The sequence below is a fragment of the Alteribacillus bidgolensis genome, assembly GCF_002886255.1.
GTDB classification, from domain to species: Bacteria; Bacillota; Bacilli; order Bacillales; family Marinococcaceae; genus Alteribacillus; species Alteribacillus bidgolensis.
This window is the reverse complement of sequence record NZ_KZ614149.1, coordinates 2,538,378-2,562,369: the sequence shown is the minus strand read 5'-3', so window position 1 is coordinate 2,562,369 and position 23,992 is coordinate 2,538,378. Positions and strand designations below refer to the sequence as shown.

Annotated in this window: 18 protein-coding genes and 1 riboswitch; of the genes, 13 read left to right on the top strand and 5 right to left on the bottom strand. The window is 38.8% G+C overall.

Annotation, left to right across the window (positions count from 1 at the left end; genetic code table 11):
- Window positions 1-314 precede the first annotated feature (314 nt).
- The 3 genes from CEF16_RS12775 to CEF16_RS12765 all read left to right on the top strand — a co-directional run bounded on the left by CEF16_RS12775 (window position 315) and on the right by CEF16_RS12765 (window position 4,502).
- Entirely contained in the window at window positions 315-2,063 is a 1,749-nt protein-coding gene (locus CEF16_RS12775; RefSeq protein WP_091583898.1) for a sigma-54 interaction domain-containing protein, read from the top strand.
- Window positions 2,064-2,161: 98 nt separating this feature from the next.
- A complete protein-coding gene (locus CEF16_RS12770) occupies window positions 2,162-3,043 on the top strand; it encodes a dihydrodipicolinate synthase family protein (RefSeq protein ID WP_091583901.1) in 882 nt (293 codons plus the stop codon).
- 19 nt (window positions 3,044-3,062) lie between these two features.
- On the top strand, window positions 3,063-4,502 hold the full coding sequence (locus CEF16_RS12765) for an aldehyde dehydrogenase family protein (protein ID WP_425428024.1): 1,440 nt from the start codon (window positions 3,063-3,065) through the stop codon (window positions 4,500-4,502).
- Window positions 4,503-4,537: 35 nt separating this feature from the next.
- Here the strand turns inward: CEF16_RS12765 and CEF16_RS12760 are convergent, their stop codons facing one another.
- Genes CEF16_RS12760 through CEF16_RS12750 form a run of 3 tightly spaced genes read right to left on the bottom strand, consistent with a single transcriptional unit; the run spans window position 4,538 to window position 6,368 of the window.
- Window positions 4,538-5,761 (bottom strand): NAD(P)/FAD-dependent oxidoreductase, encoded by a 1,224-nt coding sequence (locus tag CEF16_RS12760; RefSeq protein ID WP_091583906.1) that lies wholly within the window; start codon window positions 5,759-5,761, stop codon window positions 4,538-4,540.
- Window positions 5,758-6,093, bottom strand: a complete 336-nt coding sequence (locus CEF16_RS12755) for a (2Fe-2S)-binding protein (protein WP_091583908.1) — start codon at window positions 6,091-6,093, stop codon at window positions 5,758-5,760. Before CEF16_RS12755 ends, CEF16_RS12760 begins: the two co-directional genes overlap by 4 nt.
- Window positions 6,093-6,368 (bottom strand): (2Fe-2S)-binding protein, encoded by a 276-nt coding sequence (locus CEF16_RS12750; RefSeq protein ID WP_091583911.1) that lies wholly within the window; start codon window positions 6,366-6,368, stop codon window positions 6,093-6,095. Before CEF16_RS12750 ends, CEF16_RS12755 begins: the two co-directional genes overlap by 1 nt.
- Window positions 6,369-6,636: 268 nt before the next feature.
- On the opposite strand from CEF16_RS12750, the gene CEF16_RS12745 reads away from it, so the two are divergent.
- From CEF16_RS12745 to CEF16_RS12720, 6 genes are all read left to right on the top strand, one after another.
- Entirely contained in the window at window positions 6,637-7,827 is a 1,191-nt protein-coding gene (locus tag CEF16_RS12745) for an NAD(P)/FAD-dependent oxidoreductase (protein WP_091583914.1), read from the top strand.
- Window positions 7,824-8,849: a proline racemase family protein gene (locus tag CEF16_RS12740; RefSeq protein ID WP_091583916.1), complete on the top strand. Its 1,026-nt coding sequence runs from the start codon at window positions 7,824-7,826 to the stop codon at window positions 8,847-8,849. Before CEF16_RS12745 ends, CEF16_RS12740 begins: the two co-directional genes overlap by 4 nt.
- Before the next feature lie 27 nt (window positions 8,850-8,876).
- Window positions 8,877-10,316 carry a Na+/H+ antiporter NhaC gene (nhaC, locus tag CEF16_RS12735; protein ID WP_091583919.1) on the top strand — a complete coding sequence of 480 codons (1,440 nt, stop codon included), beginning with the start codon at window positions 8,877-8,879 and terminating at the stop codon, window positions 10,314-10,316.
- A 137-nt stretch (window positions 10,317-10,453) separates the two neighbouring features.
- A riboswitch (TPP riboswitch) is annotated at window positions 10,454-10,556 on the top strand.
- Window positions 10,557-10,628: 72 nt separating this feature from the next.
- Entirely contained in the window at window positions 10,629-11,915 is a 1,287-nt protein-coding gene (locus CEF16_RS12730; RefSeq protein ID WP_175488348.1) for an acetylornithine deacetylase, read from the top strand.
- 1 nt (window position 11,916) lies between these two features.
- Window positions 11,917-12,588: a thiaminase II gene (gene tenA, locus CEF16_RS12725; protein WP_091583923.1), complete on the top strand. Its 672-nt coding sequence runs from the start codon at window positions 11,917-11,919 to the stop codon at window positions 12,586-12,588.
- Window positions 12,589-13,403: 815 nt separating this feature from the next.
- Window positions 13,404-16,130: a YheC/YheD family endospore coat-associated protein gene (locus tag CEF16_RS12720; protein ID WP_170031912.1), complete on the top strand. Its 2,727-nt coding sequence runs from the start codon at window positions 13,404-13,406 to the stop codon at window positions 16,128-16,130.
- Between the two features lie 363 nt (window positions 16,131-16,493).
- Here CEF16_RS12720 and CEF16_RS12715 read toward each other — a convergent pair whose 3' ends face one another.
- The gene (locus CEF16_RS12715) at window positions 16,494-17,705 is read right to left on the bottom strand and encodes a CynX/NimT family MFS transporter (RefSeq protein WP_091583929.1); all 1,212 of its coding nucleotides are present in this window, start codon (window positions 17,703-17,705) and stop codon (window positions 16,494-16,496) included.
- Between the two features lie 234 nt (window positions 17,706-17,939).
- Entirely contained in the window at window positions 17,940-18,119 is a 180-nt protein-coding gene (locus CEF16_RS12710; protein ID WP_091583931.1) for a hypothetical protein, read from the bottom strand.
- 487 nt (window positions 18,120-18,606) lie between these two features.
- Here CEF16_RS12710 and dcuS point away from each other — a divergent pair, with 487 nt between their 5' ends.
- From dcuS to CEF16_RS12690, 4 genes are all read left to right on the top strand, one after another.
- Complete coding sequence (gene dcuS / locus CEF16_RS12705; protein ID WP_091583934.1) at window positions 18,607-20,217, top strand: DcuS/MalK family sensor histidine kinase; 1,611 nt, start codon at window positions 18,607-18,609, stop codon at window positions 20,215-20,217.
- A complete protein-coding gene (locus CEF16_RS12700; protein WP_091583936.1) occupies window positions 20,214-20,939 on the top strand; it encodes a response regulator in 726 nt (241 codons plus the stop codon). The genes dcuS and CEF16_RS12700 overlap by 4 nt, the downstream gene beginning before the upstream one ends.
- A 173-nt stretch (window positions 20,940-21,112) precedes the next feature.
- Entirely contained in the window at window positions 21,113-22,801 is a 1,689-nt protein-coding gene (locus tag CEF16_RS12695) for an SLC13 family permease (RefSeq protein ID WP_091583938.1), read from the top strand.
- Window positions 22,802-22,999: 198 nt separating this feature from the next.
- Window positions 23,000-23,623: a hypothetical protein gene (locus tag CEF16_RS12690; RefSeq protein WP_091583940.1), complete on the top strand. Its 624-nt coding sequence runs from the start codon at window positions 23,000-23,002 to the stop codon at window positions 23,621-23,623.
- Window positions 23,624-23,992: the final 369 nt, after the last annotated feature.

The window sequence follows — 23,992 nt, the reverse complement described above, 5'->3', positions numbered from 1 at the left end:
AACGCAGGCTTGACACGATTTTGTATCAAGCCTGTTTTTTGTTCTACTTTAAGAATGTTTAATTTTATTAAAGAATTAAAGTATAAGTAAAACTAAGGCTCCACCATTTGGACTGGCAGAACTTGTTTATTTTAAGGTCAAGGGGTTTAAATGGAAGAATAAAGAATTTTCTCTACTTAAAAATGATATTGGATCTTCTTGTTCATGGAGTGCTATTGGGTTTTGTGAAAGTTATACTGTCTAATAAATTTTACACTTTACATAAAAATACTGTATACTAGTCTAAATATTTATACAGGGGGCCGTGTACCATAATGAGACATCAACTTCCTAATGTAGAAGATTTGATTGATACGGATGTGTCCTTTTTTTCTAATATAAATAGTCTTTTAAGTAGTATTCACAAAGGGTATCGGGATGAGAATCATTTGTACTACTATCAAAAGGATGGCAATTACTTTAAGTTTGTATGCCGAGAAAAAAATAATATAGTACTAACGGAAGAGCTCGTGAGTTGTTTCTCCGTCTCTGTTCCGACTGTAAAAAAAACGGAATCTTTAAAAGAAATGATGCTTGTTTTGGAAGAAGCGGAACAAGCAGTAGTGGTAGGTAAAAGTGATCAACCAATAGGGGTTTTAGATGTTAAACAAGCATTTTTAGAACTATATGCTTCTTATGCACATTTAAATGCTTACTTTGAAGCGATGATTGATACCATGGACACTTCTATCTCCATGATCGATGAAGAAGAACGAACCGTAGTGTGGACATCAGGGGCAGAGCAGATTTTTTCTATAAAGAAAGAAGATATATTGGGAAGACAAATGACAGAATTTTTTAAAGAATCAATGTTAAAATGTAGAGATTCGTTGTATACAGGCCAGGCTTTTCAACGATATCAGCATCAACCAAGACCGGATTTATTTGTGCTTATAAACTCTCAACCTATTTATTTGGAAGGCGAAATCATTGGTGCAGTTGCAGCTGAAGTGGACGTTACAAGCCAAGTACAACTAAATCGCGAACTTTATCAAGCCAACCAGAAAATAAGTGACTTAGAAAATAAAATGCAAAAGTTCCACGCTGAACCCGATCCTTTTCTTATGATAAATGGCAAAAGTGAAGAATTAGAAAAAGTAAAAGAAAAAATCAAAAAAATATCTACAACCAATGCTACGATTTTAATACATGGAGAAACAGGCGTTGGAAAAGAACTGTTTGCTAAAGCGGTCCATTATATTCGAGAAGATAAGAATGCTCCATTTATAGCGATTAATTGTGGAGCTATCTCACCAACTTTATTTGAAAGTGAATTGTTTGGGTACGAAAAAGGTGCTTTTTCTGGAGCATTAAATAAAGGAAAAGCGGGGAAAGTTGCTCTTGCCAAGGGAGGGACTCTTTTCTTAGACGAAATTGGTGAACTTCCTTTGGATATGCAGGTAAAGTTTTTAAGGGTATTACAAGAGAATAGTTATTTCCCAGTTGGCGGAACAAAAGAACTTGAAGTGGATTGCCGGGTAGTGGCTGCGACCAATAAAGATTTAGAAAAACTCGTACATGAAGGCAACTTCAGAGAAGATTTATATTATCGGTTAAACACCATTCCGCTAACGATCCCGCCTTTGAGAGAGCGAAAAGATGATATTGTCGACATAGCTCATCTTTATCTATACGAATTATCCAATAAGTATCAACGTCAAATTGAGCTTGTGTCACCTGAAGCAATGAAAAGCTTAATGGAATATTCATGGCCTGGTAACATAAGAGAATTGAAAAATGTGATTGAACACATTGTAGTATTTAGTACAAGTGAGGTCGTTCATTCCAGCGATCTTCCTGAGCGAGTAAGACGAGTTTCTTCAGGGACGACAAAAACGATAGATTCTTTTAAAAGAGAAAAAGTTCTATCTTTAAAAGAAGAAATGAAGATACATGAAAGAAACGTTATTCGTAACGTACTAGAACAGGAAAGTGGTAATAAAAATCTGGCGGCAAGAACATTGGGAGTTTCACGTGCAACACTTTACAATAAACTAAATAAACATCAATTAGATAACGAATAGAAATTAAATAGTGCCACGTCTGTAAATTTTGCAGATGTGGCATTATTTTTGCATTAAAAATATAACGTATCTTTATAAATGAAAGGATGGGAAGGCAAATGGCTTATTTTAATGGAGTATATGTAGCAATAGTCACTCCTTTTACGCAGGAGTACGAGGTGGATTATCAACGTCTTACCAAATTGTGTGATTGGTTAATCGAAGAAGGAGTAGATGGCTTAATTCCAGGAGGTTCTCTTGGGGAGTATGCCACGCTTGCCCCGCAAGAAAGGGCGCAAGTTGTGGAGACAGTAATTGAAGCAGCCAATGGGAGGGTGCCTGTCTTAGCAGGTACAGGAGCTCCGTCTACGAAACAGGTTGTCGAATGGGCCAGCCATGCCAAACGAGCAGGTGCAGACGGAATAATGGCGTTGCCTCCTATTAATTATAACCCGCTAAAACATGAAATCATAGCGCATTATGAGGAATTATCCAAGGTAGGCCTTCCTGTTATTGCTTACAACAATCCGCATGATTATCCAACAGATTTAACTCCAGCTTTACTAAAAGAAATATCGGTTTTTGACAATATTGTTGGTGTGAAGGAATTTTCCGGAGATGTTCGCAGAGTACACGATATTCTAGAACAAACAAACCTCGAAGTCATGATAGGAGTTGATGATCTGGCATTTGAAGGAGCATTAGCGGGGGCAACCGGGTGGATTTCTGGGGTTCCAAATGCACTGCCAAAAGAAGGAAGTAGTCTTTTTCAATACGGAAGAGTGGGTGATATGAAAAACGGATTGCCGTTATACCGAAAACTTCTGCCTTTATTCCATTATGATGCGAAGCCCCAGCTCGTTCAGTCTATAAAATATATGATGAATTTAGCGGGGCAGGATTGCGGGCCAACAAGACCGCCGCGTCTTCCTTTACCTGATGAAATGTATAAAGATATTAAAGCAGATTTTTACAATGCAAAAGAAGCGAATTATTCCTAAACAGGAGGTATGTTTTTTGATTACTGCAACTAGTGTTATTGAAGGGAAAGAAAAACGTGGTGGGGGGAACCAAAAAAGGGTAGTTGACCCCTCTAATATTACCAAAACAGTGGGAAATATTGCGTTTAGTTCAAAAGACATAGTCAATGAAGCGGCAGAATCTGCTCGGAATGCTCAACAGGTGTGGGCGGCTAAAACGGGGGCCGAAAGAAGCCAACTATTATATAAGCTAGCGGAAGAAATAAATAATCATGCAGAAGAATTAGCTGTTGTTGCAAGTCAGGAAATGGGCAAGCCAATTACAGAAATGAAAGGAGAAATACAGCGGGCTGTTCAGCTTTTTAAGTATTATGCCGCAGAAGGAGTCCGTCCTGATGGAGAAACCATACCGTCTAGTGCTCCTAATGTCCTTCAATATGCAAAACGTGTTCCGTTGGGGGTTGTTACTCTGATTACACCCTGGAACTTTCCTGTGGCCATTCCAGTGTGGAAAATAGCTCCTGCTCTCATTTGTGGAAACACAGTAATATGGAAACCGGCGGAAAATGCCTCATTAACAGCTTCAAAAATGATGAAAATATTTGAAAAAGCCGGTTTACCTGACGGTGTAATAAATGTAATTATAGGAAAAGGAAGAGACGTCGGTCAGCAGTTAATGGAAGAAGCGGCCATCGACGGATTAAGCTTTACCGGCTCCACGGAAGTAGGCAAAAAGGTAGCAGAAACATGTTCGAGACGGAATATTAAATGCCAAACAGAAATGGGAGGTAAAAACCCAGCGATTGTATTAAAAGATGCAGACCTTTCAAAAACAGCTGGTACCATTGTAAGTGGGGCATTTCGCTCTGCCGGACAAAAATGCACAGCCACAAGCCGGGTAATTGTAGAAACAGAAATAGTAGAAGAGTTAAAGAAAGCTCTAATAGAAGAGATGAAGAACGTAAAAGTTGCTCCAGCTTGTGATCCAGAAGCGTTTACTGGCCCAGTGGCTTCCGAAGAACAATATAACAAAGTAAAAAAGTATGCTGCTATGGCACATAAAGATGGAAATATTGTAGTAGAAGGGGCCTTGCCAGAAGAAGATGGCTATTATATCCCGCCATTAATTGTAGAAAATATAGATACGAACCACGCGCTGTGGAAAGAAGAAACGTTTGGCCCTATTATTACACTTGTAACTGCAAGTAATGTAGAAGAAGCTGTTCAGCTTTGCAATGACACGATTTACGGATTAAGTGCTTCCATTTTTACTAATAGTGTATCGAACGCACATTATTTTCTGGAAAATGCAAAAGCAGGAATGGTGCGCGTGAATCAGGAAACCGCCGGAGTAGAATACCAAGCCCCATTTGGAGGTATGAAGTCATCTAGTTCACATACAAGAGAACAGGGACAAGCTGCTCTTGATTTTTATAGTGAAACAAAAACTTGTGCTATAAACTATGGCTGGCATTATTAATCAAAGGACGGTTACTCGATGGAGTAACCGTCCTTTTAAGTCGGAAGGGGGGTATGATAATGTCTCCAAAGCTTTTGTATTTTTTCCCTGCCCTGTTGAATAGCAGGGTGAAATTGGATTAGTGCTTCTTTACGTGTATTTCTTTGTTTTTCTATGCTGTCTGTTATTTGTTTGTCGAGTCCTTTAGAAGACCCATAGAGTGCCTGTGTGATCGACAGGCCAGCTGTTTCCCCTTGAACGATTGCTATTTTTGCTGATTCTATACCTGTAATATTACCTGCTACAAATAGTTTCTCTATAGGGGTTTTCATTGTTTCATTGTGAAGCGGGACATGCCCTCCTAGTTCAGGGATAAGATAGAATGGACAACCCGCTATGGCAGCAAGCTCTGCCAATGGATAAAGTCCTCCGGACATACAAACAAAATCCGTTTCTAGAAAGAATTGTTCTTCTGTATTCAGCTTCCCATAAGGGTCAATGGAAGAATAGAAGATACCATCTGCTTTTTGTTCACCCGTTATTTCTGTGACTCCTTTATTAAAATGCAACGGGATACCCCAAATAGAGAACCCTTTTTTGGGGTAGTATTGAATAGCTTTTTCTCTCATCCATTTCGTACTTAATAATTTACTACCAAAACGAAGAAGAGGAGAGGGTGCCAAATGAGCCATTCGTTTCATGTCTGCTAGTGTTTGTTCTGGAGTTTCAGAGTGTTTAAGGTTTTGATCATAGGGCGGAAAATAAATACCTTGTATCTCTATTCCCGCTAACTGCAATTCTCTTGCAATAGCCATTGTTAATGGATTGATGCCGATTATCACTCCTTTTTTTCCAACCTTTACACGGTGGACGTTAGTCATTACTTGAGCAGCACCAATCGACATAACGCCCGGTAAGGTCCACCCAGGCAAAGATAGGGGAGATTCAGCAGCTCCGGTTGCCAGCAGCAGACAAGGTGATCTCCAGTCACCGTTTGAGGTTTCTGTTAGCCACTGATCCGATTTTTCAATGTTATACACCGATGTTTCCAAATGAATATCAACGTTATGTTTTAAGGCTTCTTCATATAAAGCATCGGCTTCTTTTATGCCATTCCACCAGACATCTTTTTTTTCTTCGTGAAGCTGACCTAACAATCTTCCGCCAGGTTTTATAAATTCATCGATGACAGTCACCTTTACCCCATGCTTTGCACAAGTAATCGCAGCGCTTAATCCTGCAGGACCAGCCCCTATAATCACGGTATCGCTGTACTTCAATTACTCCACTTTCCTTTCTGAAAGGGTTTTGGAAGACTATGAAGACTTCGAATGCTCATTCCTTTTTTGGCAAGGGTCATACAAGCACGGACACCATGCTGTCCATCCACTTCTACTCGGCACTCAAAACAATGTCCAATATTACAATAAAAACCGCGCGGGTTACCAGTTGCTTCGTGCCGTCTTAACGTTCGAATCTCATTTGCTAACAAAGCGGCCGCAACCGTTTCCCCTTCTCGAGCATTGATCGTTTTACCATCAAAATCGAAAGTGAAATAACTACAATGATTTAAATCTCCTAAAATCGGGTGATGTTTAATTCTATTATCCATTATCCATTCTCCTTTCCAGAGTCGAATCGAATAGGGCGGATGGGAGGCTGATATTTAAGAGGTACCTCTTTAGAAAAACTTACTTCATTGGATTTGTTTGCTTGTGCAATACCTTCTATTAAAAAACGGCATGTACGTCCTCCGCATATTCCCATGCCGGCACGAGTGCGAAGCTTTAATTCTCTTGCTGTACATTGATACGTATTTGCTGTTTTTAATAGGTCCTTGTATGTAACTTCCTCGCAGCGGCAAATAATAGTATCATTTTTTCTCATTTATGTTCCTCCTTTTGACCTTAATATCATGCAAAAATCTAGCCAAATAGGACAACTTGTATAAAACTGTCCAAGTTAACGGGGGAAGAAATTATTTAGCTTTTTAGAAGTTTTGGTGAAATCTAAGAATATCGTCAAAAGTCTAAATGTTTAGACATTTATTCTAAATATTTAGACTTTTATAAGAAGTGTGGAGGAAAATATGCTTACTTTAACGTTGGCATGTTGCTTGCATTAGTTAAAGGGAGAGAGCAGAAAGGAGGTTTACATGAGAAAAAATTGTAATGCCCTGATTATAGGAGGAGGGATAATAGGCAGTGCGATAGCATACTACACTGCCAAAGCCGGTCATGATGTTGTCCTGATCGAAAAAGGAGAATTTGCCTCAGGTACTTCCTCTAAGTGTGACGGTAATATTTTAGCAATTGATAAAGATCCTGGGTTTGATAGTCAAATGTCTTTAGTCAGCCAGAAGCTGGTACATGAACTAAAGGGAGAATTAAACGGTTCTTTTGAGTATAGAAATCCAGGAAGTATTCTTGTTTGTGAAACAGATGAAGAAATGGAAGCAGCCCAAAAATGGGTTAATCAGCAAGAAGAAGCAGGCCTTCCATTTAGAATGCTTGACCGAGCTGATCTTAGGGAGGAGTCCGAGTATTTCGCAGATGATCTTCCGGGGGGGCTGGAATGTGCAAGTGATGCAACGGTCAATCCCTATTTGATGACCTATGCACTGATTGATGGAGCAAAATTATATGGTGCCTCCTTTTATTCCCATACGGAAGTGAACAATATAGAAAAAGAAATAGGGACCAATCAGTATGTAGTTGATACAAGCAAAGGGGCTATACGTGCTGATAAGGTCATAAATGCTGGCGGCGTATGGGCGCCTTTAATAAGTAAAATGCTTGACGAAGATATTGATATTCCTATTCAGCCTCGAAAGGGTCATATTATTGTTGCCGCGCGTGAAATGCCTCTTGGGATGCGAAAAGTTATGGAATTTGGTTATCTTATATCTAAATTCGGGGGAGAAAGACAAGTGGATGCTGAAACGGAAAAGTATGGAGTTGCCCTCGTATTTGAACCAACAGAGAGCCAGAATTTTCTTATTGGAAGCAGTAGAGAATTTAATGGCTTTCAAACAAAAGTGGATTTCCATGTAGTAAAAAAAATTGCCCATCGCGCCATACGATTCTACCCTAAATTAAAAGATATGCTTATAATTCGGAGTTATGCTGGTCTACGGCCATGGACACCTGATCACTTGCCGATTGTCTCAGAGGTAAAAGGATATAAAGGGTTTTATATAGCAGCAGGGCATGAAGGAGATGGAATAAGCCTTGCCGCTGTTACAGGAAAACTCATCCAGGAACTGATAGAAGAAAAGGAAAAAACAATTGTTCCAGTAGATAAACTAAGTTTACACCGTTTCCAAAAAAAGGAGGCCGCACTATGAATACAAAGCATGTTTTCCATACCATAGATACTCACACTGGAGGGAACCCGACCAGAACCATATTAAGTGGCGTTCCCTCGTTACAAGGCAAAACGATAGAAGAAAAAATGAAGGATATGAAAACGAATTATGATTGGGTCCGGAAACTATTAATGTATGAACCACGGGGGCATGATGTAATGTCAGGAGCTGTTTTGCTTGAACCTTGCCACCCCAGCGCAGATGTGGGCGTGATATATATAGAAACGGGAGGATATCTCCCAATGTGCGGCCATGATACGATTGGTTTTTGTACAGCTTTAGTAGAAACTGGGAAAGTGGATATGACAGAACCGTGTACCGCATTAACATTAGAGACACCAGCGGGATTAGTAAGAGTGGAAATCAAAATAGAAGATGGAAGGGCGAAAGAGGTAACGTTTAACAATGTCCCTTCATTTTTTTTGGAATCGATCGAAGTGGAAGATGATGAAATGAAAAAAACTATCGCCTGTGATATCGCTTATGGAGGGAATTTTTACGGAATAATTGATGCTCGTTCCCTTTCACTCGATTTAACGCCGGAAAATAGTGCTCGTATTATAGAAAAAGCTGTCTCGTTCAGGCAGAAAATCAATAAAGAACATGTGATACGACACCCGGAAAAGCCTTTTATTAATGGACTTACTCATATAGAATTTTTCGAACCATCAAAACATTCTGATGTACATGTCAAAAATACTGTTGTCGTTCCTCCAGCTGGGATAGATCGGTCTCCTTGCGGTACGGGAACTTCAGCCAAGCTTGCTACACTATTTGCAAAACAAGAAATTAAAAAAGGAGAAATATTTTGCCACGAAAGCATTGTAGGCAGTGTTTTTAAAGGACAGGTTCTAGATGAAATAAATGTACAAGGCGTTTGTGCGGTAGAAACCCAGATTTCAGGTTCTGCATGGATAACGGGTGCACATCAGTTTTTTTTGGATCCGGAAGATCCTTTGACAGAAGGTTTTTTGCTGCTTCCTGAAATGGAAGATCATTAAAATAATAAATGAGAAAGGGTGAGGGGTTTGAAAAAAGAAGCGAGGTTACCGACAGTCTATGAAGTGATAGGGGTTTTAATTTTATTTATTGTCATTATGTTTGGCTTTATAAATTTGCTGGAACTTCCTATTCAATTAGCATTATTTACTTCCTGGTTTATGGTGATAGGACTCGGGCTGTGGATAGGACTGCGTTACAAAAAGCTTCAAGATGGGTTGCTCCAGGGAATATCGAATGGATTAGAAGCGGTGCTTATTTTAATTACTGTCGGGGCTTTAATTGGAACCTGGATTGCAGGAGGCATCGTCCCAAGCATTATTTATTACGGTTTATCTGTTATAAGTCCAAACATTTTCTTGTTTGCTACACTTATTATTTGTGCGCTTACTTCCCTAGCTACGGGCACGTCATTTGGAACGGCAGGTACGGCAGGGATTGCAATGATTGGTATTGGACAAAGCTTTGGAATCCCTCTCCCCTTAGTAGCAGGTGCGGTCATTTCCGGTGCTTATGTGGGCGATAAATTGTCTCCATTATCGGATACAACCGTAATGACCGCCTCTTTAACAAAGGTAGATATCATTGAACATATTAAGTCAATGCTTTATGTAAGCGGTCCTGCTTTTGGAATCGCAAGTCTATTGTTCATATTTGTTGGCTTTTTCTATGTAGGAAACAGCGTCGATTTAACAAGGGCCGAAGAAGCTATGGGAGCGCTGCAGGGTCAATTTAATATATCATGGTATATGCTGGTTCCGCCGCTCATTGTTATCGCTCTTTTAGCGATGAAGCAACCATCCATTCCTACTATTACGTTTGGTGCGTTTTTAGGAGTTATTTGGGGTTTTGCATTTCAGGGCATTCCGTTTTTAGATGCCATTCAAACCTCTTATCAAGGGTATTCCATCGATTCAGGTATTGAATTTATGGATACTTTGTTAAATAGTGGCGGAATGGTGTCCATGCTAGAGGTTATTTTATTAATTTTACTCGCATTAGGCTTAGGGGGTTTAATGGAAGCTGCTGGTATCCTGCATGTCATCTGCCAAACATTGTTAAAATGGGCCGATAATGCTGGGAAAACTACACTAACAACATTAATTGCTGCATTTTTTGGGAATTTCTTCGGCGGTGCTGCCTATGTTTCTGTAATTACCGGAAGTAAAATCACAGAAGAAAATTATGATCGCTTAAATATCGATAAACGTGTACTTTCAAGAAACACAGAAGCAGGAGGAACTATTACAACGCCTATGGTCCCTTGGTCAGATGGCGGGGTTTTTATGGCAGTAACATTAGGTGTCTCAACAATGGCGTACTTGCCTTTTCTATGGTTTCATTTCCTTGTAATTATTATTACTCTCCTATACGGCTTTACAGGCAAGTTTATATGGTACACAAAAGGCAAAGAGTATACAGAAAATTACGAAGATTCAACGGTGAATACAACAAAATTTGAAGCATAACAAGAACTTCGAAAAATAGTATAATATAAAATGTTCGACTGAGTCAGCCAGGGTGAAAAAAATATGAAAATTTAGTTTTAAATATGATTATTCTATGCTATGTTGTCTTTAAAGGATTCCAACAAAAAAATAGGTAGGCTTGACACTAGGGGTGCTGTTATACAGCTGAGAAGGGCGGTTGTCCTAACCCTATAACCTGAACTAGTTAATACTAGCGTAGGGAAGTGTGAGCGGATATAAGTATGGGACAACCATAATATGTACAGCCACTCTTCGCTAGAGTGGTTTTTATTTTTTAAGAGGAGGGATAAGGTGGAAAAAACACTCTGGCAATTAAATCAACTGGTGGAAGAAAGACAGGATGAACTTCTTGAACTTGTAAAAAATTTAGTCCGCTTTCAAACACCGAGCCCGCCAGCAAGAAACACAGAAGAAGCACAGCAATTTATCGAACAATTTTTAAAAGAACACGACTTTAACACAGACGTTTGGGATGTGTATCCCGGTGATCCTAACGTAGTCGGGACGTGGAAAGGTGAAGATCCTGAAACACATCAAAGCCTTATTATTAACGGACACATGGATGTCGCAGAGGTCGATGAAGAGAATGAATCATGGAAATACGGTCCATTTGAGCCAGTGGCAGCAGACGGCAGACTTTACGGCCGAGGAACAGCGGATATGAAAGGAGGCCTTGCTGGAGCGCTATTTGCGGTAAAACTGCTGCAAGAACAAGGCATCCGCCTGCCCGGAGATCTTATTTTTCAATCCGTTATAGGAGAAGAAGTTGGGGAAGCTGGGACACTGGAATGCTGCAAACGAGGATACAGTGCCGACTTAGCCGTGGTTGTGGATACAAGTGACTTGAATATTCAAGGGCAGGGCGGCGTCATCACCGGCTGGATTACGGTGAAAAGTCCGCAGACGTATCATGACGCTACTCGCCGAAATATGATTCATGCTGGAGGCGGTGTGAAAGGGGCAAGTGCTATTGAGAAAATGACGAAAATCATCGAAGGACTGCAAGAGCTGGAAAAACACTGGGCCGTTACAAAATCTTATCCTGGTTTTCCAGCTGGGATGAACACCATAAATCCGGCAGTCATTGAAGGGGGGCGCCATGCTGCTTTTGTCGCAGATGAATGCCGGCTTTGGATTACCGTACACTTTTATCCAGATGAAGATCACGACATGGTAGCAAAAGAAGTCGAAGATCATATTCGCCGTGTCGCTGACGCTGACCCGTGGCTGCGAGAAAACCCTCCATTATTTGAATGGGGAGGGACGTCGATGATTGAAGACCGCGGCGAAATTTTTCCTTCGTTAGATATTGAGGAAAATGGTAAAGGAACAAAAGTATTGCAAACAGCACATCAAGACATATTTGGTCAAAAAGCGCCAATCAGCATGTCTCCAACCGTTACCGATGGAGGCTGGCTGGGCGACGCTGGCATCCCGACCTTAATTTATGGCCCGGGGGATCTTCAAAATGCTCACGCGGTGAACGAATCAGTCTCTATTGATCAGCTTGTCCAATTCACAAAAGTAATGATTTCACTCATTTATAACTGGTGCTCGACAGAAAGGGAGGAGGATTAATATGGCATTTAGCGAACGACTATATGAAAATGTCAAACCGATTTGGGAAAAGAATCATAATCACCCGTTTGTACAAGGAATGGGTGATGGAACACTTGATAGAGAAAAATTTCGTTATTTTATGATTCAGGATTATTTATACCTAATTGAATACTCAAAACTGTTTGCGATCGGCGCAGCGAAAGCCTCCGACGTGAAAACGATGGGTGAATTCGCAAAACTCTTGGATTCTACTTTAAACACTGAAATGGATCTTCACCGCCAGTATGCGAAGAAATTTGATATCAGTGAAGAAGAACTTGAAAACGCGAAACCAGCTGCTGTTACTGTATCTTACACGCATTATATGCTGGCAGTCGGACAAAACGGCGGTCTTGCAGAACTGGTTGCAAGCCTTTTGCCATGTATGTGGAGTTATGCGGAAATTGGAAAATCTCTTTCTCAGATTCCTGGAGCAAGCGACCACGAATTTTACGGCGAATGGATTAACATGTATGCCGACGACGAGTTTCAGGAGTTAACCCAATGGACGATCAACATGCTTGATCGGCTGACTCATGGAAAACCAGAGCATGAACTAAAGCACCTTGAGGAAATTTTCTTAAACACGACGCGGTTTGAGTATATGTTTTGGGATATGGCGTATAAAGGGGAAATGTGGCCTACCGAATAACTCGGATATAAAAAGGTTTATAACGACTTGTAACCCGGATAACTGACACGTATAAAGTGCTGATTATTCGGGTTTTTCTATGTTTTTATCTTAATAAACTGTTTATAATCCTTGGTATTGCGGAGAATGGTAGATTTAGATATTAGAAACCAGTTTTTATAGTATTAAAACCTTTTAAGTGTTGCTCTATATTAGGAATGTAGTGATTTTGTTTTTGTTTCCGTTTTGTAAATTTAGAAGGGGAAGCTTTGAATAAGGTATGTTTAAACGTTAACAAAATTTAAATTACTTAATGGATACGATCGCCATTTTAGTTATCGTTTTGCCGGTTTTTAACCGGCTATTAATGCTTTAGGCGTAGATCAAGTATTATTTGGTAAAAGGATCAAAGCTTATGCTCCGCAGAATGTCAAGGAATGTTGGATTTTATTATTCGGGGCTGGGATTCAATCAGCTCCTAGTGCTATGGCTGTTTTAGACCGTTTTAAGTATGCGGTGTATCCGAAAAGACTTGTCTTAAAAATATGCTTAAAATGGCAATGAACTAAGCGAACTAAAGACCCTTTAAACGGAAGGAAACCAACCGTGAAGGGGAGGCTTTTTAGGTTTTTCTTCTAATGGAGTTATGAATATGAACACTAATCCTCTAGTCAGAATAACAATATATAAATGCATAAAAGCCTTGTGCCGATCGTCTATACATTTGGTACAAATAGGCGTAGGTTCAAAAGTGCTTATAAAAGGATAGATTTCTATTTAGTGATATGGGCAAATATAAACGGTTGGATATTTAGGAGGAAATGATGAGGATAAAGGTGAAAAAATCTCATAATAAAAGAAGTAATAAAGTTTATTTGCCTGAAAAAATAGTTTATTCATTAGGTTTAGAGAAGGGAATATTCTATAATATTTGCGTTGGTCAATTACATGAACAGGTATTTATAGAAGGGCACAAAGAGGATACTGAATATATGTATGTGCCAAATGAAATTTTTCATAACCTTTTATTATTGAGTAATCTACACCTTAATATATGGGTAGAGGAAGAAAAAACAAATATTTATCTAGGCCCCGTAGTTGGTGTGTTTGTTAATACAAAGTATATGAAATATATTTCAAAAGGAGAAATTCCTTTCAGTTTGCAAAAACACATGGAAGCAGGTATGCAAGAAGGTTGTCTATTATACTATTTCTCCATTAATGATATAAAGTGGTTTGAAAACAAGGTGAAAGGATATATTTATGCACCTAAATGGGGGAAGTGGCTGGATTACTGGTTACCTCTTTCTAATGTAATTTATGATCGAGGTGTTGGTTTCCAACGAGAGGAAAAGCCATTGGTTAAACATATTCGTAACCAATTTACAACGCATCCTGCCATGAAGCTCATTAATAATTGTGATTTTTTAGGGAAATGGAAAGTTCATAAGCTTTTATACAAGTACAATGAAGTTAAGCAGTACTTGCCTCATACAATTACCTACAAAACATTTGATAAGGTAATATACATGTTAGAAAAGTACCAACATGTATTTTTGAAATCGTTTTATGGAAGTCGCGGCATAGAAGTAATGTCTATTGAAAAGAGTGATGGAGGTTTTATTCTTAATTTTTACAATAAAGGGTTGCAAAAAATTTTTATAAATAATGAATCAGGTGTAAAGAGTCATATTGATTCCTTTGTTGGTGACAAACCTTTTATTATTCAACAGGGCATACCTTTGATAAAACTTAATAGTAAAAAAATGGATCTAAGAGTTCTAATTCAGAAAAATGATAAAGGAAAATGGAAAGCTGATTATTGTCAAATACGATTGGCACAAGAGAATTATTCTATTACCAATGAAAATATTGGAGGAAGAGTCGTTAATTATAGGGACTATTATGATCTATTAAACCGTTTAAATAATTATGCTATTCCAACTGAACAAGAAATTTATAACAAAACGATAAAAATCGCAACTTATATCGAAAAAGAGTTCGGTACTCTTGGTGAACTAGGTATGGACATGGCAATTGATGATCAAGGAGGACTTTGGTTTATTGAAGCTAATTCTAAACCTGATAAAGATCCTGTACCAGGAATAGATGATACAGAAGAGGTTGGATCGCAGTTTATCCATGTTCTAAAATATGCTAAGTTTTTAACGTGTAAAAAAAATGGAACTTTAACTAAGAATGCTTGGTCTATTACTTTACGGCAAGCGATGGATAAAGGTAATGCCACTGACATTACATTACCTAAACACATTTATGAAAAGCTGGAGGATTCCTCTAATATCAGTTTCAAAGCAGGGAGTATGTCATTAAACGTTTCTTGTATTGCAAATGAAACTAAAGAGATAGCATACATTCCTAAACAATTCTTTAAAAAAATGACTTGGCTTCAAGAAGGCAGTAAATATTCGCTGAGAATTAATGAAAATCAGTTATGTATAGGGCCTGTTATAGGAGTCTTTATAAGCAGTGGTGTAATACGGAAACTGAGAAAGCAAAATCCAATATTCAGACAGTTGAAATTGATAGAAGCAAATAAGAAGGCTGGAACAGTATTATACTTTTTCTCGCTGCATGATGTTGATTTTATTAGACACAAAATACTGGGAACGTATTTCAATACGGAGAAGCGGTACTGGGAGACATCTCAATTTCCGTTGCCTGATGTTTTATATGATCGTGGAGGAGGCGTGCTGCCGCAGCAGCAAGCAAAATCAGATTTTATTCGAGAACAATTGGAAAAATCAAATTCATTAAAAAAGCTAAACACGAGGCACACATTTGATAAATGGGATTTACATCAGAAATTAACCAGGTATAAGGAAATAAGCAATTTTATACCTAAAACAATGTTTTATAGAAGATATAAAGATTTAAGAGAAATGTTTAAAATAAGTAATGCATTATATATGAAAGATTGTTATGGTAATAACGGAAAAGGTGTCATGCAGGTGATAAAGCTTTCAAAGGATAAATATAAGTATAGCTATATCAGTGACAGAATTGTTGAGAGTACTGTTAGTGATATAAAAGAGTTAGTTAAAATATTTGAGCAGCAGTTTGATAGTAAGAAGTTCATTATTCAAGAAGCAATAAATGTATTGAAAATCCTAGATTGCCCAGTTGATATGAGAGCGACTGTACAGAAAAACAGGGAAGGAAAGCTTGATATTACGTCGTATCCGGTTAGGGTCGGGAAAAGGAATGCACCATTAACAAGTACTAGAACAGGATCCAAAGTACATCGATTCGAGGACTTTTTTGAAAAACTTCCATCAGAGATAAATATAGATATATTTCAATTAAAAAACAAGATAGATGCATTTTTGTTAACCACTTATGAATGTATGGAAAATGCATATGGAGATTTTGGAGAGTTAGGGATAGATTTTGCCTTAGACCATAACTTTAACATTTGGCTTATTGAATGTAATGCAAAACCTGGATATAACTCTCTCTACAAGTCTTATGACAAAGATGTGATAAAACGTGTTTTTTTAAATCCACTACAGTATGCTAAATATATAAGCGACTTTAAAGGGTAACACCTAAACTTGGCGTTTCCCTCGTTATCATGTAATACCAGGCCTTGAACTCCTCATAGACAAAAGAAAAGTCTAAGAGTTCGTTGATTTTTCTCAGGAATAGGTCTTCGGGAATAATGGCATCTTATAATCCTGTATATTCACTTAGTTTTATCGATAGTTGATGTCAATCATCCACGAACTCCCTTATATATATTTCCCTTTATATTCTCCCGCTAGGTTAGTCCAGGATGGAATTGCTCCAGCCTGGCTTTTTGTACATTAGGAAAGTTTAACTTTGCTAAAAGGTTAAAGTATAAGTAAAACGACGGCTTCCGACATTTGGACTTGGCGGTAAGCCGAGTTTTTCTTATACTGTATTGTTTATTCTGCCAGTACATATCTATCTTCGGCTGCTTTCAATCCAAACCATAAAATAAACATGGCGACAACAGATAAGACGATGAGAAATGGCTGCCATGTATGAAAGGTATCATACAAAAATCCCATGAACACAGGACCGACTGCTGCCAGCAAGTAACCAAAGGATTGTGCCATGCCGGAAAGTAAGGAGGCGTGGCGGGCATTGGCTGCTCGAAGACTCAGTAAGGTTAATGCCAAGCTGATGGCTCCTCCCTGTGCAACTCCTAAAAATAATACGCTAATAGTAATAACGGCGATGTTAGGGATAAACAACAGGCCTGTAAAGCCCAAAAAATACAACGTGCAAATAGTTATAACAATAGGTTTTTGATTGCTCAATTTGTCCGCTAGGATAGGAGCTGTAAAGCTGAAGGGAATGCCTACTAATTGAAGAAGAAACAGCATCCAGCCTGCTGCAGACAAACTCATTCCTAATTCCTGCAATACATCAGGAATCCACGTGATTAAACAATAAAACAAAAAGGATTGCATCCCCATGAATAAGGTTACGTGCCAAGCCAGAGTAGATGACCAGATAGATTGGGAGAAAGCCGTCTTATTCTCTTTGACTGGCTTCTTTGCTTCTTTCTTTCCTCTGATTTGAGGGGTCCATGCAATTAAAGCAAGCACAGTAAGGACAGACCACACCCCTAACGCTTTTTCCCAGCCAAGGCCGAGTGATTCAGATAGGGGAATACTGACACCTGAACCAATGCTGGCAAAACTACCCATACACATTGTATAAATACTGGTCATTAATCCTACTTTTTTCGGAAAACTAAACTTGACAACCCCGGGAAGCAGTACATTACATATGGCAATTCCGACTCCAGCTAAAGCGGTGCCTATGAAAATGGCAGCGATTATTCCTGTGGAACGCATAAGAATACCAGTGCCCAAAATGATAAGAGCAAAAAAAATAGAAATATGATTACCAAATCGAAGACCAAGTTTTGGAGCAAGCAAGGAAAAAACCGCAAATGATAAAAGAGGAATAGTAGTTAAAGAACCAGCCATGCTGTTGGACATGCCGGTGCTCTCTCTAATAATAGGAATCAGTGGGCCAACCGAGGTAATAGCTGGTCTTAAGTTAAAAGCCACAAAAATAATGCCTAGAATAAGAAAAAAATGAGTAGAATGAGGCTGTTTTTTTTCAGCATTAAATGACGGCATCGAAAACATCCTTTTTAAAATAAGCGCCTGGCAATATATTTTAAGTATATGTTTATTATAAACGTGGAGCATGGAATCAGCCAAATGGTTAGCATCACCCATGCAAAGTTTAAGTTTGTCATTTGATTGGCCGTTAAATAGTTTATATATAATACAATTCACCCAACCATAAAGGTTGGGTGTAATATGAATGTAATAGAAGATTGATTATCAATGATAAAAAGAAAAAATCGATTAACGGTGCATGTTCTGACAGATTTCTTCATATGCTGCAACCACTTTTTGCAGCGCATTCTTTTTTGCACAGGTTGTTACATCTTGTTGGTGCCAAATGGTCTGCGATAAGGATAAAAAGCTTGAATGCGGGTTAGGAGAGGACAACAACAACTCTACGTATGGTTTATCTTCGTTCAACAGAAATTCCTCCTTGTTTTTCGTACCAAAAAATAGAATCATTTGGAAAACATTTATTTAAAATACATATTATCATGTAATATATTTGTAATAAATAATAGAAAAGTCGTAATTTATGGGGGTCAAATAGGATCGTGGCTCTTTTAAACCGTTATAATAGTATGACTTTTATGACTGAAGGTCACCGCAGAGAGCATGAAAAGGAATTATAATGGAGAAAAAATGCAGAAGTTCACAAATCTAACTATGTATATTGAGAAGAGAAATCTTCACTCATAAAAAATTCGGCTTGCCGCCGCGCATACCGTCGTTTTGCTTCAATATAACCTAATACTTTTTTATCAGTACAATGGAAAATAACTTCTTAATAGATTTCAGGATGTCTTGTATAAACATTAGTACCTAGTATAGTTTAAAAAAGAAAATAGACTCACGCTTCTGGATATAGTACATTAGATGAACATAATACGTAGCCAGGGAGATTCATATGAAAGGTTTTTTTCATAAACACAAAACACTTAAACTGCAAACGTGGATTACATTGCTTGTATGTCTCGTTATCATTGTCGCCTTGTCTGTGACAGGTTTATTAATTGGAAGGGATACATCAGAAAAAGCAAGAGAAACACTAGAAGATAAAACGATGAACATTGCAAATACGGTGAGCCGTGCGCCGGCAGTCATAGAAGGATTAGCAGATGGGGAACCGTCGAAAACCATTCAATCATACACCCTTGACGTACAGGCAAACACCAATGTGGAATATATTGTGGTCATGGATATGCACCATATTCGACAGTCTCATCCAGTGGAAGAGCGGATCGGTCAGTATTTTGTCGGCGGAGATGAAGATAGGGCGTTTCGTGGAGAACGCTACACTTCTGTTGCAGAAGGGACGCTCGGGGAGTCGCTTCGTTCTTTTGTACCGATTTGGAACGAAAATGGCGAACAAATCGGGGTCGTTTCTGTCGGTATTTTATTAGATAATGTAGAAAGTGTTGTCATGAAACAACAACGTATGGTCTATCTTGGCACAGGAGCTGGCATGCTTGCTGGTATCATTGGTGCTGTCTTGCTGGCCAGGCGTGTCAAACGAACGCTTCATGGTCTCGAGCCAAATGAAATAGCACAGCTTCTTCAAGAAAGAGAAGCTATGCTTGCATCGGTTCGAGAAGGAATTGTAGCTATTGATGACACAGGCACGATTGTTGTTGCTAATGATGCAGCTAAAGAGCTTTTCAGAAAAACCGGTTTAATAAAAAATCCAATAGGACAGGATGCAGAATCTTTTTTGAATTCTTCATCGTTAAAGCAAGTGCTTACTCATCAAAAAGCTGAATTCGACCAAGAACACATCTTGAATGGGGTGGTATTGGTAGAAAGCCGAGTGCCAGTAATTATTAATGATCAGGTAGTCGGGGCTTTGGCAACGTTTCGGGACAAATCAGAACTAGCATCCCTTGTAGAACAGCTGACAGGTGCGAAACATTATGCAGAAACCTTGCGCGAAAAAACCCATGAATTTATGAATAAACTGCACGTAATGTCAGCGATGGTACATACAGAATCCTATCAAGAGCTTAAAGATTATATAAAACAAATATCTAAAGCTTATCAACAAGAAGTAGGTTCTGTATCCCGTGTCGTAAAAGATCCCGTCTTAGCAGGGTTTTTGTTGAATAAACTCAACCATTTTCAAGAAAGAGGGACAAAGGTTAAAATTAATGGTAATTTCCCACTGCCAATATTAAAGGACACAGAAAAAATAGATGCCCTTATTACAATCATTGGGAATTTAAGCGATAATGCATACGAAGCTATAGCAGGTCAGGAAGATAAACGAATAGAAATGACTATTAATTATATAGATGGGTATTTTCATTTTATGATTAAAGACAATGGACCTGGGATCAGTGAAACCGACAGGGACCATATATTTAGCAAAGGTCGTTCTACAAAAGGGGAAAACAGAGGCCTTGGTATGTACTTAATAAATAAAGCCCTGCAAGAATTAAATGGAACAATTACTGTGAGAACAGAAGAGGAGCAAGGAACGATTTTTAAAGTGAAGATTCCATATGAAGGTGAAAAAGCATGATAAAGGTATTAATTGTAGAAGACGATCCAATGGTAGCTAAGTTTAACCGAGTCTACCTGGAAAAAGTGGATGGATTTGAAGCTGCCGGAGTGGTGCATAATGTATCGCAAGCATGGGAATTTTTAAAGAAAGAGGAGGTGGATTTGCTTTTATTAGATGTTTATATGTCGAAAACTACCGGGCTTGACATGCTGATAGATCTTAGAAAAAGCGGCAGCCCTGTTGACGTTATTATCATTACAGCTGCAAATGACAATTACTCCGTACAGACAGCTCTTCGTTACGGTGCCGTTGATTATTTAATTAAGCCATTTGATTTTGAGCGTTTTAGGGAGTCTTTGCTTCTTTATAAGAAAAAGCAGGCTCTTATTAACGAGGCAGAAGCAGTGAGTCAGGAAGAACTGGATCCTTTTTTATTAAACAGGGAGGAATCAGAGGGAAAGATCTCCTCACTGCCAAAAGGGCTTACTCCTATTACGTTTGCTCGTATTGCCAAACAAATAAAAGCATGGCAGGATCGAAAATTTTCAGCCAAAGATATAGCCGAAGAAGCTGGAATTTCAAGAGTGTCTGTGAGGAAATACTTACATTATTTAGTAGACATCGATGTGTTAGAGGCTGATGTTATTTACCAATCAACCGGAAGACCGCTTCACCAATTTCGCTTAAGGATAGATAAAATCGATGTAATTAACACATTCATGGCAGCGGATAAAGAGTAACCTTGACTGCTTTCTTTATAATCCTTTTCTTACTTTTTTTAGTTACAAAAGATTTGGATTACTTACGAAAGGTATACTTTCACCCTTCTATCTTTTATAGTGATCAGAAAGCGTTTACATCCTATCTTTTATAGTGAGCAGAAAGCGTTTACATCATGAAGGGAGGATTTTTTATGACTAAAGGAACTGCAACTTCCGTTTGGAAAAGCCTTTGGTCGTCTCATGCGCAGACAAAAAAGCTGCTGACTTTCTCACAAATCAGACAAGCAGGAAAGGCTGCCGAAACAAAAAAGCATCAAGCAGATTCTGCTGTTGGAAGCGGTCCGGGAGGCCCTGGCGGACCAGGAGGAAAATCAGGTGATGACGAGGAAAAACCAGCTTACACAAGAGCGCAGTTTATAGGACTTCTATTGGGGCCTTTATTGTTTATATTTACATTGTTGTTTTTTAATCCAGAAGGGTTGAATCCAGAAGCAAAAGCCGTATTGGCATCGACTTTGTGGATCGCAACTTGGTGGATTACAGAAGCAATTCCCATTCCGGCGACTTCCCTTTTGCCGATTATTCTACTGCCAATTACAGGAGCTCTAGATGGGGATACAGTATTTTCCGCCTATGGGGATAATATTATTTTCTTATTTCTTGGTGGTTTCTTTATTGCAACAGCAATGGAGAAATGGAATCTTCATAAGCGAATTGCTCTGAATATTATCTCAATTATCGGGACAAGCACAAGAAAAATCATATTAGGATTTATGATCGCCAGCGGCTTTCTTTCCATGTGGGTTTCTAACACAGCAGCTGTTATGATGATGATACCAATCGGCTTAGCGATAACATATCAAGTGTCAGAGGCTGTGAAAGGAGGCAAGCATGAGGCTGACGTTCCAAAGTTTGAAAAAGCCATCATTTTTGGTATTGGTTATTCCGGTACCATCGGCGGTCTTGGAACGTTAATTGGTACACCGCCAAACAGCATTTTAGCAGGGACCGTTGATAGTCTTTATGGCGTTCAAATCTCATTTGCAGGCTGGATGGCGTTTGCAGTACCTCTTGTTGCCATTTTATTGGTTAGTGCATGGTTGTATCTTACACGTATTGTCTATCCAATTAATATGCAGCAGCTTCCAGGCGGACGTGAACTCATCCAGCGTGAAAAAACGGTCCTTGGAAATATATCGTTCGAAGAAAAAGCAGTGCTTTCTGTCTTCTTGTTTGCTGCATTTATGTGGATTACACGTACGTTTATTTGGGAAGATATCGTAGGAGTTCCAGGTATCGGTGACGGAATGATTGCGATGACAGCTACTGTGCTTCTTTTCATGATTCCGGCAAAGAAAAAAGAAGCAACAAAACTCTTAGAATGGAAAGATTCCAGAGAAATTCCATGGGGTATTCTTCTGCTATTCGGGGGAGGTCTTGCGATTGCAGCTGGTTTCAGTGAAACAGAGCTGTCTAATTGGATTGGTGAACAATTGACTGTCCTTGAAGGTATGAACTTTATCCTTATCGTCCTTGTAGCAACCGCATTAGTGCTGTTTTTAACGGAGATAACTTCCAACACAGCAACAGGAACAATGATATTGCCTGTTGTAGCGTCCCTGGCGCTTGCCTTAAATGTACACCCTTATGCCTTAATGGTACCGTGTGCAATGGCAGCAAACTGTGCATTTATGCTTCCAGTCGGAACGCCGCCAAACGCTATCATATTTGGAACAGGCAAACTGAAAATTATTCAAATGGTGCAAAACGGTTTTTGGTTAAATATTCTCGCGATTATTATCATTGTGCTTTCTGTAACTTTTTATTTACCAGCCATTTGGGATATTGACCTGCAAAGCATACCATCACAGTTTAGATAAACAGGAGGAACCGTCCCACCTAGCCAGGGACGGTTTTTTCTCGTTCCTCTATATCTAGAAAGTTTGACGCTGTTAGGGTCGTAAAAAATTTGGTGAAAAATTTTTTTGATTGACATCATGCTGACATATAGGTGCTCTAAAGTTAAAAATGTGATCGGCAAGAGCTGATCCAAACAAATATTTCAGGAGGGAAGTGAGGTGCTATGGAAACGTAAAAGAAACTATCTACTGGCATCCGTTTTGTCTATTGGAATAATTGGCACGACACCAGGTCTAGCAGGTGCCGCACAGCATTCCACAGACAGCATAACTGCCAAAAAAGCAATACACTACAAAGAAACAAGCTTTTCTCCCAACAAAGCAGCAAATCATTTTAATCAAGAAAGCAGTAAATCAATGAAGACAGACAAAGCAGCAAATACCGAATCATATGCTAATCAATTAGGAATAGAATCGAATGAAAAAGATATGTTATCTGAAAAAAGGAGAGAAGAAGCTTTAAAGAAAAAAGCAGCAGACTATGGCATTGAGGCAAACGGAAAAGATGTAAATGAGCTAGTGAAAGAAGTGAGCCTTGCAGAACTAAAAAAAGAAGCAGAAGAATTAAACATTGACCCCCATGGTAAAGAAGTACAGCAGATTATGGTAGAAATAAAAGCAAAACAAGTTCAGATGGCAGCAGACGAGATCGGAATCGAAACTGCCGGAAAAAGCCCAGAAGAAATCCTGGACGAAATTGTAAACGAACATGAGAAAGAAGCGAAACATTTAGACATCTTCCCTGCCGGAAAGCATGATGTTGACCCCTTAATGTATGAATAAATAATGCAGTGTTGTCCCCCAGCAGCCTGCATAAAAAAGAACCCCTTGCTGTAAAGCAGCGCAGCAATAAGCGATCAAACAGCTAAACTTTTTCATTGACCCCCTTTTGATAGATATATGGAAATCCCTGATGCATAAATCGGGGGTTTCCTTTTGTACTATTAGGAAAGTATAAATTTTTTATTGCTAAACAGTATAAGAAAAACTAAAGCTTCATTTGGGTTTGGTGGTAAGTCAAGTTTTTCTATTAATAAGTGACCAAAACTGTGAAAATTGGAAGTAAACTCATTTTTTTCTTATACTTTGAGAAAGATTAAATTTGCTAATGGATTAAAGTATAAGAAAAACTAAGGTATCTGCCATTTGGAT